The sequence below is a fragment of the Cohnella nanjingensis genome, from assembly GCF_014212125.1.
GTDB lineage: Bacteria > Bacillota > Bacilli > Paenibacillales > Paenibacillaceae > Cohnella > Cohnella nanjingensis.
In genome coordinates this window covers 1-14,300 of record NZ_JACJVP010000022.1, presented here as the reverse complement: position 1 = coordinate 14,300, position 14,300 = coordinate 1, and the positions used below count along the sequence as shown (strand labels likewise).

The 14,300-nt window shown below is 62.8% G+C and carries 13 protein-coding genes; 8 read left to right on the top strand and 5 right to left on the bottom strand.

What is annotated here, in order from left to right; translation table 11 throughout:
- Positions 1 to 122 precede the first annotated feature (122 nt).
- Positions 123 to 563 carry a spore germination protein gene (locus H7C19_RS34750; protein WP_376775356.1) on the top strand — a complete coding sequence of 147 codons (441 nt, stop codon included), beginning with the start codon at positions 123 to 125 and terminating at the stop codon, positions 561 to 563.
- A 115-nt stretch (positions 564 to 678) separates the two neighbouring features.
- Here H7C19_RS34750 and H7C19_RS12680 read toward each other — a convergent pair whose 3' ends face one another.
- Together H7C19_RS12680 and H7C19_RS12675 are read right to left on the bottom strand one after the other, a co-directional pair.
- Positions 679 to 1,110, bottom strand: coding sequence for an MBOAT family O-acyltransferase (locus H7C19_RS12680; protein WP_221469221.1), 432 nt, complete (start codon positions 1,108 to 1,110; stop codon positions 679 to 681).
- Positions 1,111 to 1,164: 54 nt separating this feature from the next.
- On the bottom strand, positions 1,165 to 1,656 hold the full coding sequence (locus H7C19_RS12675; RefSeq protein ID WP_185143022.1) for a DUF4358 domain-containing protein: 492 nt from the start codon (positions 1,654 to 1,656) through the stop codon (positions 1,165 to 1,167).
- 334 nt (positions 1,657 to 1,990) lie between these two features.
- Between H7C19_RS12675 and H7C19_RS12670 the strand changes: the two genes are divergently transcribed.
- From H7C19_RS12670 to H7C19_RS12660, 3 genes are all read left to right on the top strand, one after another.
- Positions 1,991 to 3,202 (top strand): MDR family MFS transporter, encoded by a 1,212-nt coding sequence (locus H7C19_RS12670; protein ID WP_313731601.1) that lies wholly within the window; start codon positions 1,991 to 1,993, stop codon positions 3,200 to 3,202.
- Positions 3,203 to 3,214: 12 nt separating this feature from the next.
- Complete coding sequence (locus H7C19_RS12665) at positions 3,215 to 5,443, top strand: ATP-dependent helicase (RefSeq protein WP_185143020.1); 2,229 nt, start codon at positions 3,215 to 3,217, stop codon at positions 5,441 to 5,443.
- Positions 5,444 to 5,617: 174 nt separating this feature from the next.
- Positions 5,618 to 6,898: an ArsB/NhaD family transporter gene (locus H7C19_RS12660; RefSeq protein ID WP_185143019.1), complete on the top strand. Its 1,281-nt coding sequence runs from the start codon at positions 5,618 to 5,620 to the stop codon at positions 6,896 to 6,898.
- Here the strand turns inward: H7C19_RS12660 and H7C19_RS12655 are convergent.
- Complete coding sequence (locus H7C19_RS12655; protein WP_185143018.1) at positions 6,882 to 7,598, bottom strand: hypothetical protein; 717 nt, start codon at positions 7,596 to 7,598, stop codon at positions 6,882 to 6,884. The two genes, H7C19_RS12660 and H7C19_RS12655, sit on opposite strands and share 17 nt — an antisense overlap.
- 82 nt (positions 7,599 to 7,680) lie before the next feature.
- Between H7C19_RS12655 and H7C19_RS12650 the strand changes: the two genes are divergently transcribed.
- Complete coding sequence (locus tag H7C19_RS12650; protein ID WP_185143017.1) at positions 7,681 to 8,562, top strand: ROK family protein; 882 nt, start codon at positions 7,681 to 7,683, stop codon at positions 8,560 to 8,562.
- 6 nt (positions 8,563 to 8,568) lie between these two features.
- Complete coding sequence (locus H7C19_RS12645) at positions 8,569 to 9,378, top strand: hypothetical protein (protein ID WP_185143016.1); 810 nt, start codon at positions 8,569 to 8,571, stop codon at positions 9,376 to 9,378.
- Positions 9,379 to 9,428: 50 nt separating this feature from the next.
- Here the strand turns inward: H7C19_RS12645 and H7C19_RS12640 are convergent, their stop codons facing one another.
- Both H7C19_RS12640 and H7C19_RS12635 read right to left on the bottom strand, forming a co-directional pair.
- Complete coding sequence (locus tag H7C19_RS12640; RefSeq protein WP_185143015.1) at positions 9,429 to 10,991, bottom strand: MFS transporter; 1,563 nt, start codon at positions 10,989 to 10,991, stop codon at positions 9,429 to 9,431.
- Positions 10,992 to 11,060: 69 nt separating this feature from the next.
- A complete protein-coding gene (locus tag H7C19_RS12635; RefSeq protein WP_221469220.1) occupies positions 11,061 to 11,663 on the bottom strand; it encodes a TetR/AcrR family transcriptional regulator in 603 nt (200 codons plus the stop codon).
- A 172-nt stretch (positions 11,664 to 11,835) separates the two neighbouring features.
- Between H7C19_RS12635 and H7C19_RS12630 the strand changes: the two genes are divergently transcribed.
- A complete protein-coding gene (locus H7C19_RS12630) occupies positions 11,836 to 12,888 on the top strand; it encodes a YobA family protein (protein ID WP_185143014.1) in 1,053 nt (350 codons plus the stop codon).
- Positions 12,889 to 13,000: 112 nt separating this feature from the next.
- Positions 13,001 to 14,068, top strand: a complete 1,068-nt coding sequence (locus H7C19_RS12625; RefSeq protein ID WP_185143013.1) for a lactonase family protein — start codon at positions 13,001 to 13,003, stop codon at positions 14,066 to 14,068.
- The last annotated feature ends 232 nt before the right edge of the window (positions 14,069 to 14,300 follow it).

Genomic DNA, 14,300 nt, shown 5'->3' with positions numbered 1-14,300 from the left:
ACGCGCCGCCCGCCGCCCGGGATGTTGCCGCTGCACGTCCGATGTCGGTTAAAACCGCGCAGGTTAGGAGAAAATGGATTGGACATCATGGAAAGATACTCCACGATTGGGAGCCGTACCTGATGCCCTTATTCAGACGACATTCCTCGAAGCAGAAGATCCATTCGGTCAAGGCGCCCGTTCCGTTCATGGAGGAGCACAAAGATACCAAGATCAGCGGGATCGGGACGAACCTCTCGCTGATCCGGTATCGGCTGCAGTCTCCGGAGCTGCGCATCGGACGGATGGAGATCGGGCACAAGACCCGTTCGAAGGTCGCCATCTGTTATATGCAGGGACTGACCAACCCAGAATTGATCGACGAGGTCAACAAGCGGCTGTCCGAGAACGACGTCGACGCGATCCTGGATTCGGGCTACTTGGATCAGTATATCGAAGACAATCAGATGTCGCCTTTTCCGCAGGTGCAGTACACGGAGCGGCCGGACAAAGTCGTGGCCAACCTGCTGGAAGGCCGCCGGCATGAAAGCCAATTGAGCGAACGGCCTTCGGCAAAGCGTTAGAAGCTAAAGGGAGATTGGGCGTGTTCGGCAGCGGATACAGCAACACCTTCATCGCGTTCTCGATCCCGATCTGGCTGTTGACCGGACTCTTCCTCATCCGCATGGAGTATACGTCCTAACGGTCGCAGCGGATGAAGAAGGAAGCCGGCGTAAGCCGGGGAGCCGGTCGGTTCAACATCGCGGTCGGCATCGTCATCTGGGGATGGCAGTGGGCGACGTAGACGTCGATGATATAAGACATCGATAGGAACCTGTAGAATGAGATGCCGATCGGCAGCGGCAGATCCGTCAGCGGCAGATGCGCGCCGAACAAGTCGTTGATGTTGCCGATGAGGAAGTCCACGTATTTGAAGTAAGACAGCAGGCTCAGGTTCGCGACGACGGACTGACCCGGTCTGTCCAACCATAAGCCGAAGGTGTGGTCCGTCGCCGTGGAGAGCAGCATGATGGCGATATAGACCGGTTCGCCCCAGGCGTAGAAGAAGAGGCTGGCGACGAACAAGACGAGATTCTTCGCCCGCCGGGACGAACCGAAGTACGTCAGCAAGACGGCGGGCAGGAACAGGAACAGAAAAAGCAGACTGCTAAAATACCATCGGGCTTACTTAGCGACGAAGAAGGAGTCGTATGCCTTCAAGAGTGCGTCCGGGTTCTCCGAGATCAAGAACAGGACGTAGTTGTCCTTGGTCACGAGCTTGTAGTTCTTGGCATTCTCGTATTGGTCCCGGTGATACGTCTCGAATTGCTTCTGCACGTCCGACGCGCGCTGCTTGACCGCCGCTTCGACGGTCGGGACGTTCGCGGCGTCCTTCACCTTCAGGATCGCGATCTCGTTCGTCTTGACGTTCATGAGCGGCGTGCGGATCGCGTAGTCTTCGAGCAAGGCCGGGTCCAGATGGTACATCTTTTTCACCATGTCGCCTTCCAGATCCACGAGCTTCGGCTGCTCGACCTGCTTCGCCATCTCGTCTGCCATCTGCTTGGCGGTCAGCTTCGGCGCGGCCGCCGAATGCGAGGCGCCGGAGCCGCCGCAGGCGCTCAGCGCCAGACTCAGCAGCAGGAAGGCCAACAGGACGGCGCAACTTTTTTTCATATTGAACGATTCCCCTCGTTGTTTGTCTTATTTGTAGTCAGAAACGGAGCGGGCGCCCGGAATGTTGCACCTCCGGCGGGTAGCAATAACAGGAACGCCGCCCAGGAAAGCGGCGCAAGAGGAAGTCTTAGACTCCCGGTACCGGCGGCCGGCGGCGCGCTGTACGCGTTCTATGCCGGGAAAGATCGCGTAGGTTAGGGAACAAAGTACAAACATTTTATCTTTTTTTTATTGGTCCTAACCGGTAACGATCTATTATGATAGACGGTAGTCGCATGGCGACAATCCCAGACAGCAAAGCCAGGTGTCCGCAATGAATCGGATTCAGTTATTTTTGCGTTCTTATCATCCTATCGTCCTGTCGCTGCTCGTCGGCCAGATGATCTCCCGGATCGCCACCTCGATGAGCATGCCGTTCCTGGCCCTCTATCTCGCGAAGCATACCGACATGAGCGCGGCCATGATCGGCATCGTCGCCGGCGCCGGCGCGCTGGCCGGCACGTTCGGGGGCTTCATCGGCGGCGCGCTGTCGGACCGCTACAGCCGCAGGATCATCATGTTCATCTCGCTGTTCGCCTGGAGCGCCGTGTTCGTCGGCTTCGCCCTCACGACGCAGCCGGCGCTGCTCCTGCTGCTCAGCCTCTTGAACGGTTTGTGCCGCTCCTGGTTCGAGCCGGTCGCGCAGGTGCTCATGGCCGATCTGACCGAACCCGAGCGGCGGTTCAAGGTGTTCTCGATGCGCTATCTCATGGGCAATGTCGGCTTCTCGATCGGTCCGCTCATCGGAGTGTGGCTCGGCGTCGGCAGCGGCGCGTTCCCTTTCCTCCTCACGGGGTTCATCTATCTGCTCTACGGCATCGTCCTGTACTTCATGATGAACGCTTTCGGCATCAAGGACTTTGAAGGAGCGAAGAAGGAGAAGATCACGATCGGCTCGGCTTGGCACGTCGTCCGCAGCGACCGGGTGCTGCAGCTGTACATCGCGGGCGCGATCGTCGTCGGGATCGGCTACAGCCAGGAGGCGGTCACGCTCTCCCAGCATCTGCAGGCGAACTTCGCCCAGGGCGTGCAGATCTTCGGCTGGCTGATGACCGTCAACGCGCTCACCGTCATCCTGTTCCAGCTCCCGCTCTCCAAGCTGTCGGAGAAGCGCCGGCCGATCGTCTCGATCTACGCGGGCAACGTGCTGTTCGCTCTCGGCTTGATCGGCTTCGGACTGTCGCCGACGGTCCCGATGCTCTTCGTCTCCATGATCGTCTTCACGATCGGCGAGATCTTGAATTATCCGGCCGGCAATCTGCTGCTGGACAGGCTGGCCCCGGAGAGTCTGCGCGGCGCGTACTTCGGCGCGCAGACGTTCGGCAACCTGGGACAGTTCATGGGGCCGCTCCTCGGCGGCTGGCTCCTCGACCGGACGACCGGCGGGATTACGTTCACCGTCGTAGCGGCGATTCTGCTCTGTTCTTCCATTTTTTACTGGTCGGGTGACCGAAGATTTGCCGTCCGCGGACGCGATCAGGCGTTCTCCAGGGCGCCTGCGCCGTGATATAATCGACGGATGAACGCGATAGAGAGATTCTGGTTACGCAAGCAGCAGGAAGTCGGCGTGTCGCTCAATGAAGTACAGAAGCAGGCGGTCCTTTGCACCGAAGGGCCGCTCTTGCTGCTCGCATCGCCGGGGTCGGGCAAGACGACGACCCTGATGATGCGTATCGGTTATCTGATCGAGGAGCTGGGCGCGCTGCCGTCCAGGATCAAGGCGGTCACCTTCAGCCGCGCCTCCGCCCAAGACATGAAGGAGCGCTTCGCGCGGCTGTTCCCGGCGCAGGCGGGCGCGCGCGTAGGCTTCTCCACCATACATAGCTTCGCTTTCGAAGTGGTTCGGGAGCATTACCGCCGGACGGGAACGGCCTACCGGCTGATCGAAGGGGACGTCGCGCAGGAAGAAGACGAGGAGGAGCAAGGACAAACGAGGGAAGGCGGAACTCCGAATCCCGACGTGCCGGTGCTGCACAAGAAGTTCATCTTGCGGCATCTGTACCGGACGCTGATGGGAGACCCGATCACGGAAGACCAGATGGAGGCGCTGCTCACCTATATCAGCTACGTGAAGAACAAGATGATTCCGCCGTCCGGATGGGCGGAGGTGAAGTGCGACGTGCGCGACGCGGACCGAATCCTGCAGGCCTACGAGCGGTTCAAGCGGTCCGGCACGGACCAGCTGCTCGTCGACTTCGACGATATGCTCACGATCTGCAACGACGCGCTCGGCGCGGAGCCGGAGCTGCTGCGCAGGTATCAGCGCAGGTACGACTACGTGCTGGCGGACGAGAGCCAGGACACGTCGCTCGTTCAATTCGCCATCCTGGAGAAGCTGGTCCGGTCGCACGGCAACCTGTGCGTCGTCGCGGACGACGACCAGAGCATCTACAGCTGGCGGGGCGCGGAGCCGCAATATCTGCTCGACTTCAAGCGGACGTATCCCGGGGCGGACGTCCTCCTCATGGAGCAGAACTATCGCTCGACCCGCGAGATCGTGGACGCGGCGAACCGGTTCATCAAGCGGAACAAGCACCGCTATCCGAAGGAGATGCGGACGGACAATCCCGGAGGCGAGGCGATCGAGAAGCGCTGCCTGGCCGACTTCAAGGAGCAGGCCAAGCATCTGGCCAGACGGGTCGCCGCATTGCCCGATCCGAGCGAGGCGGCCATCCTGTACCGCAATCACGCGTCCTCCATCGTCATCCTGAACGAATTCGACCGGGCCGGCATCCCGTTCTATATGAAGGACGGGGATCACCGCTTCTTCGCCCACTGGGTCGTGGAAGACGTCTTGAACTTCATGCGGATGGCCTATACCGACAAGCGTCCCGACCTGCTGGAGCGCATCCATGCGAAGCTGAACGGCTATATCACCAAGGATCAGATGGCCGCGCTGCGGCGGATCGACAATCAAGCTTCGGTGTTCGACAATCTGCTCGCGCACGTGCCGCTGCGCGAGTATCAGGTGAAGCTGATTCGGGAGACCAAAGAGACGTTCGGGCGCATGAAGGCGCTGCCGCCGCGCCAGGCGATCCGGACCATCCGCTGGCAGCTAGGCTACGAGCGGGCGCTCGAGAAGCTGTGCGAGCGGTTCGGCTTCCGGCTCGAGACGCTCGTCGGCATCCTGAACACGCTCGAGGATATCGCCGATTCGCTCGAGACGATGGCCGATTTCGCGAGCCGGCTCAAATATCTCGAAGAGATCATGAAGGCGTCCCGCTATCGCAGCAAGCGCGAGGGGGCCGTTACGTTCTCCACGTTCCACAGCGCCAAGGGCCTCGAGTTCGATCATGTCTATATGATCGACTTGATCGAAGGGGTGATCCCCTCGCAGGAGGATATCAAGAAGTACGAGAAGGACGAGCCGGCCGACATGGAGGAGGCGGTGCGCCTCTTCTACGTCGGGATGACGCGGGCGAGACGCCGCCTGGAGCTGCTCGCGTACAAGCGGAAGGACGGCGCGATCGTGCAGGAATCGCGATTCATGACGGCGGTGCGGAGCATGGACCCGGCGACGGACGGACGACCGCTGACGAAGCGGGGTGCGGCTGCGCCTTCCCGCCCGAAGGCAACGCCGCAGCTCGCGGAGTCGATCCGCGAGGGCAGCTTCGTGAAGCATCGCGCTTTTGGGGAAGGCGAGGTTCTGGAAGTCGACGAGGAGCGGATCCGCATCCGGTTCGCGTCGGGGGAGAAGCGGCTCTCCGCGCAGGCCTGCGCGGAGATGGGGCTGCTCGAGCCGGTGTGACCGATTTTTCTTTACTTCGAAGGAGCGTTCCGGTACAATTTATAGAGATCGATCTACAAATGAATAAACGATGCTTTATTGGAGGAGCCTGTCACAGACAGGCTCCTCTTTGCCTTTTTTAGGCATGGAAGAGCCTCCGGACGCGGAGGCTTATTTTATTTTTGGGAGGTTTTTATGGAACAGCAAGCGATTCTGGCCATTGCGATTTTCCTCATCATCTACGCGCTCATTATCTCGGAGAAGATTCACCGCACGATCGTCGCCATGATCGGCGGGGTGCTGATGGTCGCCCTGGGCATCGTCGGACAGGAGACGGCCGTCCATCATATCGACTTCAATACGCTCGGCCTGCTCATCGGCATGATGATCATCGTCAATATTACCGCGGAGACGGGACTGTTCCGCTATATGGCCATCTGGGCGGCCAAAAAAGCGAAAGGCAATCCGGTCGCGATCCTGCTGGCGCTCTGCGTCATCACCGCGATCGGGTCGGCGTTCCTCGACAACGTGACGACGATTCTGCTCATGGTGCCCGTCACGTTCAGCATCACCCGGCAGCTTCGGGTCAATCCGGTGCCGTATCTCATCGCGCAGATCATCTCGTCGAACGTCGGCGGCACGGCGACCTTGATCGGGGACCCGCCGAACATCATGATCGGCAGCGCGGTCCCGGAATTGACCTTCATGGCGTTTATCGGCAATCTGGCGCCGATCGCCGGCATCATCATGCTCGTCTATCTGCCGTTGTTCGCCTTCCTCTTCCGCAAGCAGATTCGAACGACGCCGGAGCTGACGCGCGGGATCATGGAGATCGACGAGCGGCAGCTCATCACGAACCGCAAGCTGCTGATCAAGAGCTTGTTCGTCCTGGGGCTGACGATCCTCGGATTTTTCCTGCACCAGGCGCTGCACCTGGAGTCGGCTACGGTCGCGCTGGCCGGCGCGTTCCTGCTGCTCCTCTTGACCGGTGAGCATGCGATGGAGCAGGCGCTCACGAAGGTCGAATGGACGACGATCTTCTTCTTCGTCGGTCTATTCGTTCTCGTCTCGGGACTCATCGAGACGGGCGTCATCGCCGAGCTTGCCGCAAAAGCCATCGAATGGACGGGCGGCGACGCGATTGCGACCTCGATGCTGATCCTCTGGCTCAGCGCCATCGCGTCCGCGTTCCTGGACAACATCCCGTTCGTGGCGACGATGATTCCGATGATTCAGGAGATGGGCAACATGGGCGTCGGCAATCTGGAGCCGCTCTGGTGGAGCCTCGCGCTCGGCGCTTGCCTGGGCGGCAACGGCTCGCTCATCGGCGCCAGCGCGAACTTGATCGCGGCGGGGCTGTCCGCCAAGGAAGGCTATCCGATCCGCTTCGTGCACTTCCTGAAGCTCGGATTCCCGCTCATGCTGCTGTCCATCATCCTCGCGAGCGGCTATATCTATCTCAGGTATCTGATGTAGACGGCACCGTACGGATCGCCCGGCCGGTAACGGCGTGGACGAGGATATGTCCTTCCGGCCCCCCGTCCGGGCGTTCGCCGTAAGGCACGGCGTAGACGAGCGGGGTCCCCGGTCGATCGGGCAGATAGTAGAGCTTCGGCTCGCCGACGTCCGCCCGGTCCGCCCCGACCGAGGCGGCCGCTTGCTTCGCGGCTTGGGTCGCGTCGATCGCCGGATGCTGCGGACGGTAGAGCAGCTTTTTTTCCAGACCGGGGTGGATGACGCCTTCCGCGCGCCGAAGGACGCCGGTGGGCCCGATCTCGAGGAGTACGCTGTCCCCCCATACCGGCGTGCGGTACACCAGCCGCTCCAGCCGGATGCGGGAGATGCCCTCGTCCATTCGGAACCCGGTCACGACGAGATCTTGGCGCGGACTGCGAATGCCGTAGAGCCGTTTGGTCCGTTCGAAGTAGGCGTACGCGATCCAAGCGGGCGAATGGTCGGACGGGCCGGACAGTTCCCCGGCGACCAGCGCGGGCGTGCCGGTATCCGCGTTCCAGCGCATCTCCACCGGAGCGCCGCTCATCCGCTCCAGGCGCTTGAGCGCCGATCGGGCTTCCTGGGTGACCGGTTCGGCGGCGGCCGAGGCGGCCGGCGACTGCAAGAGCACGGCGAAGGCGACGAGCAAGCCGACGACGGGCGGGTAGACGAACTTTCTCATGATCAGTACCTCCTTCGGCATTCGAAATCTGCCGAGATATCGATTACAATAAAGTATCGCCATCATAGGAGGAGTAATAACCATGCGTATCGGCGCGATTGAAGCCGGCGGCACGAAGTTCGTGTGCGGCATCGGGAATGAACAAGGCACTATCGAAGATCGGGTCAGCTTCCCGACGGAACAACCGGAGAAGACGCTGGCTCAAGTCATCGCTTATTTCCAAGACAAACAAGTCGAAGCGATCGGCATCGGCTCGTTCGGTCCGATCAATATCGATCCGGCTAGCCCGGAATACGGGCACGTGACGACGACGCCGAAGCCGGGCTGGTCGAACTACCCGTTCCTCGGCAAGATGAAGGAAGCGTTCGACGTCCCCTTCGGCTGGGATACGGACGTGAACGCGGCCGCGCTCGGCGAAGCGACTTGGGGCGCGGCCAAGGGGCTGGACAGCTGCGTATACTACACGATCGGCACCGGCGTCGGCGTCGGCGTGTATGCGGAAGGCAAGCTGGTGCACGGTCTCGTGCATCCGGAAGGCGGCCATATTCTGACGCGGCGCCATCCGGACGATACGTACGAAGGCTTCTGCCCGTACCACGGGGACTGCCTCGAGGGCATCGCTGCCGGTCCCGCGATCGAGCGGAGATGGAAGGTCAAGGGCAGCGAGCTGCCTGCGGACCATCCGGCATGGGCGATGGAAGCTTTCTACATCGGACAAGCGGTCGCGGGCGCGATCCTCATGCTCTCGCCGAAGCGCGTCATCCTCGGCGGCGGCGTCATGCATCAGATGCAGCTGTTCCCGCTCGTGCGCGCGGAGGTGCAGAACAACCTGCGCGGCTACGTGAGCGCGTCCGCGGTATTGGCCGACATCGACACGTACATCGTGCCGCCGGGTCTCGGCGACAATGCCGGCTTGTCCGGGTCGCTGGCGCTCGGTCTGAACGCGCTTCAGGGACGGGGCTAAACGGGCATGATCCCGATGGCATGGCGCGGCCGCGCGCTCGGGATAGCCGTCGCCGTCGGCTTCCTCCTGCTCATGAGCGGGCTCTACTTCCTGTCGACCCGGCCCGGCGGGATGAAGCACATGGAGCGCATGAAGCTGTTGAACGAGCCGCGGGAGTACGCGTATTCAACGGCAACGGCGAGCAACGGGATGGAGCTGCACGTGCTGCAGACCGATCCCGCCAACGTGACGTTGTCGGCCGTGCGGAACAACCTGACGCTCGCTCCGTTCTACGGCATCAACGGCGGCTTCTTCTTCGAGAACGATCTGCTGAGCATGGCGATCGTGAACGGGCTGCCCGTCGCGGGCGCGGCCGGCACCTACGGAGCGGGCGGAGAGAACGTGAAGTACGCGCGGGGAACGCTCGTCTGGGACGGCGCGGCGGACGCGCTTAGCGTCCAGGTGGTGAAGCGGCCGGAGGAGCTGCAGGTGACGGATCGCGCGAGCTATTGGGCGCAGGGCGGCATCAGCATGAGCCTCGGCCGGGATGATGCCTGGGTCGTGCAGACGCAGCTGGAGAACGCCCCCTTCGCCGAAGACGACCGACTGCGGTCCGCCGCCGTTTATGACGATGACGGCCGCCTATACCTCGTCGTCAGCCGGACCCGGGGGACGCTCACCGCCTTCCGGGAGGCGATCCGCGAGACCGTCGGCCAGGGCAAACTGAAGGACGGCGTCTTCCTCGACGGAGACGGCTCCTCCCAGCTTCGCAGCCGGGAGATGAGCCTGTCAGGAGACAACCGTCCGGTCATACAGATGATGAGCTTGATTCATTGAAGCGGATGCGCCAGTCAAGAGTACTGGCCGGTCCGGACCATCGATGCAGCTCAGGCGCGGGACTTCACGGTCTCGGTTACCGCCTGGGCTCTTTGCCGTCTGCCGAATGCGGCGTAGACGATCGCTAGGGTGATCAGCGTGATGATCGCTAGGAACAGGTAGATGTTGCTGAAGAGCGCCGCTTCTCCGGACTTCGCGATCGGGTTAAGCGGAGCGCCCGCGCCCGTATGGTCGACGATCTTGCTCACGATCGCGCCTGTCACCGCGCCGGACATGAAGTTCGACAGCGTGACGACGCCCATGCCGACGCCGGTCTGTTCGCGGGGGAGCGTCGAGGCGATCAGCTTCGTCATCGAAGCCTGGAAGAAGGAGACGCCGACGTTGCCGAAGATCAGGCAGAGCGCGATGATCCATACGGCGTGCCCGCTGAACGTGGAGAGCGCGAGCTGGCCGATGGCCAAGAGGCAGAGCGCACTCACGATCAGGAGCACGCTTCCCTTGCTGTCGGCGAGCTTGCCGCCGTACCGGCCGAGGATGGCGGCGCCCATCGCCGCGGGGAACATGATCAAGCCGATGTCGGCCGTGCTCGCATGGTTCAAGTGACTGAGCATGGTCGGCGTGAGGAAGGTGACGGCGAAGGCGGCGCCGAACGTGAGGAAGCCGCTGGCGAGCCCGGCGCGGAAGCCCCCGCTACGGAAGACGGCAGGTTGAACGAACGGGTGCGCCGCCATACGGATACGTACAATGAACAGGGCCAACAGCACCAGGCCCGTCAGCAGCAGCCAGCCGTTCCAGCGCGTGATGCCCAGCATCGCCGTCGCCATCGCCCCGGCGAGCAGCGCGGCCCCGACGAAGTCGAAGCGGCCGGGTCGGACGTCCTCCGCGGGCAGCCATCTGCGCAGGAAAGGCAGCGTGGCGAGCGTGCCGACGGAGATGAGGAACAGATAGCGCCAGTCGAGCCAGTCCGAGACGAATCCGCCGACGATCGGTCCGACGCCCGACGCGAAGGCGATCGCCGAAGCGATGACGCCGAGCACCCGGCCTCGCCGTTCCGGCGCGTACAGCCGGATCGGGATAATCATGACCAGCGCCGGGATGGAGGAAGCGCCCGCGGATTGGACGAAGCGCGCGGCCAGCATCATCGGGTAGTTCTGCGAGGCGAAGCCGAGGATCGAACCGGCGGCGAACAGCAGCAGGCCGACGGTCAGCAGCTTGCGCAGCGGGTACATGTCGGCGAGCTTGCCGTACGTGAGCGAACCGATGGCATAGATGATCGAATAACCCGTCACGACCCATCCGGCTTCGGAGGGGATCAGATCGAACGCCCGCGAGATATCCGGGAGCGCGATGTTGAACATCGTGACGTTCATGACGGAAAAGAGCAGGATGAAGCAGAGGAGCCGGACGAGCTTGTCGGCGGAGCCGGTATCGGCTGCGGGTGAGCCGGGAGCGGCTCCGTTAGCGGGTGCGTCGGAGGCGGTATTTTTTGCGGCCCCGCCTGGAACGCTTCCGCTTGAGGCCCCGCCTGGAACGCTTCCGCTCGCGGATGCGCCGGAGGCATCTCCGTTGGATGCTTCCCCTGATGCGTCTTTGGATGGCCGGTCTTGGTTCATGCGGATGACCTTCTTTCTGCGGAATGTGAGTATTAGTTAGCGCTCACTAACATTCAAGGTTCAAAAAAACTAGGGCATGAGCGCCCTAGTGAACATCCGAACGCTGCTCTCGACGAAGTCGTCGATGGAAATGTCAGCGATCCCGGAGCTGCCCGGCTGGGTGTTCAGGAAGGCGCCGTGCTGCATCCAGAGGAAGGCGGCCGCATGCGTCAGGGGATCCGCGGGGATGATCTTGCCCTCCGCCCGCATCCGTTCGAGATACTGCGTCAGCATCTCCTGCAGCGCCTGGGGATGCTTGTGGGCTCGGGTGGCGAATCCGGGAATCTGCTTGCCTTCCTTCATGATGATATTCAGGATCTTCCGGTTCCGGTGCATGATCTGATGATAGGTGGTAGCCACGTAGTGCAGATCCGCGTACAGATCGCCGACCAGCTTCTCCGCGAAAATCTTCCTCATCTCGCCGGCGTAGTGGAAGCGGTCGAGCGCTTCCTCCAGGAGGCTCTGCTTGCTGCCGAATTGGCGGAACAGCGTCATCTCGCTGACGCCGGCGGCGGCGGCGATCTCCTTGGTCGAGGTGCCCTTGTAGCCCTGTTCCGCGATCAGGTCGACGGCCGCGTACAGCAGGCGGTCCTTGGTACTGCGTTTGTCGATAGGTGGTTCGTTCGTCTCCAAGGATAACCCGCCTTTCCGGTAAAATGTTAGTGAACGCTAACTAACTATGGTGCTCCCATATTATGACGCATCGCGCGCATTGTCAATCCCTTTTGCGCCGGGTCTGCAACCATTCCCGTCCCGGGTCCGTCTGAGAGGAAAAGGGAATGGATGCCAGAAGGAGCGATGGAAGATGGGGTATCGGGCGAATGGAGGCTGGACGCCAAGCCGGGCTTGGACAGTACTGACGCTGGCTTCGGCGTTGGTCCTGGCGGCAGTGCTGCCAGGCTGCGGCGCGCGGCCGGAAGCGGTCGCGCGCGTCTCCCCCGAAGCGTCCGGCGACGTGCGGAGCGCCGAGGACGACGAAGGGACGGGCTTCCGCGGCTTCGTCGTCAGACGGGAAGGCGGCCGGATCTTGGTCGTCTCTTCGGAAGTCAAGGACTTCGGCGCGCAGGGCGGGAAGGATGAGTTCAATGATGCGATCTGGTTCTCCGGCGCCCCGTCCGACGCCGAAGTCGGACGCCGGGTGAAGGTGTGGACGAATGCGATCGACCAGTCGTATCCGGGGCAAGCTCGAGCGGAGCGGGTCGAGGTCGAAGACGACGTTCGGCCGGACGGCGCGAGCCGGTCCGAGGCCGAAGCGGTGCGCGCGGCGCTCGCGTCGCCCGCGGCCGTCCGATATTCGCCGCTGGCTGCGGTGGTCCAGTCGGCCGTATACGATGCCGCCTCGGCCGCATGGACGATCGCGATCGCGGGAGGCGGTGGAGAGGGCAAGACGAAGCTTCGCGTCGACGACCGGACGGGGCGGGTGACAGAGCCGGCTGCGGCTGACGCCCCTGCCGGTTCCGCAGCGGAGATGTACGCGCTCGCCTTCGACGCCTACCTGTCGGCGTCGGGCGAGGGGATGGGGGACGGCATCTGCTATATCGCGGTCGATTGGGGGAAGATGACGTTGGGCGCCGAGGATCGGGAAGCCGCATTGGCCGGTCTCGGCGCCCGGCGAGGCGTGAAGACGGTCGCTTCGACGTTGGACCAGCTGAAGGAGACCGGCAAAACCGACGAATACGGCGGGCTGCCGGACGGAGTGCTGCTGCGAGTAGACGAAACGAATCTCGGGGCGGACGAGGCCGTCCTGACCGGCTCGGTCTACCGGTCGCCCAAGGGCGGCGCGGGGATTCGCGCCGCGCTCGCGCGGGAGGACGGCGGGTGGCGCGTGAAGGAAGCGCAGATGACGTGGATCAACTGAGGCGAGGCGCGTCCGTCGGCCTGCCGTTCCGGGCCGGCCGGCTCGGCGGGCGGAGTTGACTCTTCCCCGCCCGCCAAGTATTCTAGCAGAAAAGCTACATAGGAGGACGAGCATGCCGCAGGAATCCCGCCCTTATCAATTGTTCGTAGGTTCGTACAGCGCCGCCGCGGAGGAAGGCCTCCGTATTCTCGCATTTGATCCTGAGCATGGGAAATTGCAGCATTTGCAGGGGCTGTCCGGCATCGACAGTCCGTCCTTTCTCGCCTTCGACGCGCAGCGCAGCCGTCTCTACGCCGTTAGCGAGACCGGCGACGGAAACGTACAAGGGGGCGCCGTCGTGGCCGTCCGCGTAGATCCCGCAAGCGGGCAGCTGACGGAGATCAACCGCCAGCCGACCTATGGCGATCATCCCTGCCATCTGGCGATCGACCCGTCGGGCGAGTGGCTCCTGCTGGTCAACTATACGGGCGGTTCGATCGCCGTCTACCCCATCGACGGGGACGGCGCGCTCGGTCCCGTCTCGCAGAAGCTCGCGCATGCGGGCAGCAGCGTGAATGCCGAACGCCAGGAAGGTCCGCATCCGCATGCGATCTATGCGGTGCCCGGCACGGATTGCTATCTCGTCAACGATCTGGGGACGGATACCGTGTACGCCTACCGGCTGGACCGGCAGCAGGGCGCGCTCCTGCCGCACAGGGAGACCAAGGTCGAGCCCGGCGTCGGCCCGCGCCACCTCGCGATCCATCCGACGCGGCCGATCGTCTACGTCATCGAAGAGCTGACGAGCGCGATCGCGGTATTCGCCTTCGACGCGTCCGAAGGCAGCTTGACGCATCTGCAGACGGTCTCTACGCTGCCGGATTCGTTCGCCGGCGAGAGCACCTGCGCCGAAGTGGCGGTTTCGCGGGACGGGAAGTACGTTTACGGCTCCAACCGCGGACACGATAGCATCGCTTCGTTCCGCGTCGGCGCGGACGGGCTGCTGGAGCCGATCGGCCATACGCCGTCCGGCGGCAAGACGCCGCGGAACTTCCTGCCGCTCCCGGACGGCAAGTGGCTCCTCGCGGCGAACCAAGATTCCGACTGGGTCGCGGTGCTCTCCATCGATGCGGACGGCTATCCGACGCCGACGGACGAGGGCTATGCGATGCGCAAGCCGGTCTGCATCCGGCTTCGCTGAGGCGGTACAGCTAGCAGCACGAACAGGGGACTGTCCAAAAGGCCGATTCGGGCCGGAGGGACAGTCCCCTGGTGCATTTACGAGGCAAGCAGAGCCCGATGAGACGTGCTTCGCACATCCCTTTGCGAGTCTTCGGCGAAGCGGCGAATGTGCGTATGTAAACTACTTACATGGGCGGTCGGCGAGCGGAAGCGGCGAATGTGCGTATGTAAACTACCTACATGGGCGGTCG

Excerpts from the sequence above, each read along its gene's own strand:
- H7C19_RS34750 (WP_376775356.1), top strand. The coding sequence starts at position 123 with ATGCCCTTATTCAGACGACATTCCTCGAAGCAGAAGATCCATTCGGTC.
- H7C19_RS12675 (WP_185143022.1), bottom strand. The coding sequence starts at position 1,656 with ATGAAAAAAAGTTGCGCCGTCCTGTTGGCCTTCCTGCTGCTGAGTCTG.
- H7C19_RS12665 (WP_185143020.1), top strand. The coding sequence starts at position 3,215 with ATGAACGCGATAGAGAGATTCTGGTTACGCAAGCAGCAGGAAGTCGGC.
- H7C19_RS12660 (WP_185143019.1), top strand. The coding sequence starts at position 5,618 with ATGGAACAGCAAGCGATTCTGGCCATTGCGATTTTCCTCATCATCTAC.
- H7C19_RS12655 (WP_185143018.1), bottom strand. The coding sequence starts at position 7,598 with ATGAGAAAGTTCGTCTACCCGCCCGTCGTCGGCTTGCTCGTCGCCTTC.
- H7C19_RS12650 (WP_185143017.1), top strand. The coding sequence starts at position 7,681 with ATGCGTATCGGCGCGATTGAAGCCGGCGGCACGAAGTTCGTGTGCGGC.
- H7C19_RS12645 (WP_185143016.1), top strand. The coding sequence starts at position 8,569 with ATGATCCCGATGGCATGGCGCGGCCGCGCGCTCGGGATAGCCGTCGCC.
- H7C19_RS12640 (WP_185143015.1), bottom strand. The coding sequence starts at position 10,991 with ATGAACCAAGACCGGCCATCCAAAGACGCATCAGGGGAAGCATCCAAC.
- H7C19_RS12630 (WP_185143014.1), top strand. The coding sequence starts at position 11,836 with ATGGGGTATCGGGCGAATGGAGGCTGGACGCCAAGCCGGGCTTGGACA.
- H7C19_RS12625 (WP_185143013.1), top strand. The coding sequence starts at position 13,001 with ATGCCGCAGGAATCCCGCCCTTATCAATTGTTCGTAGGTTCGTACAGC.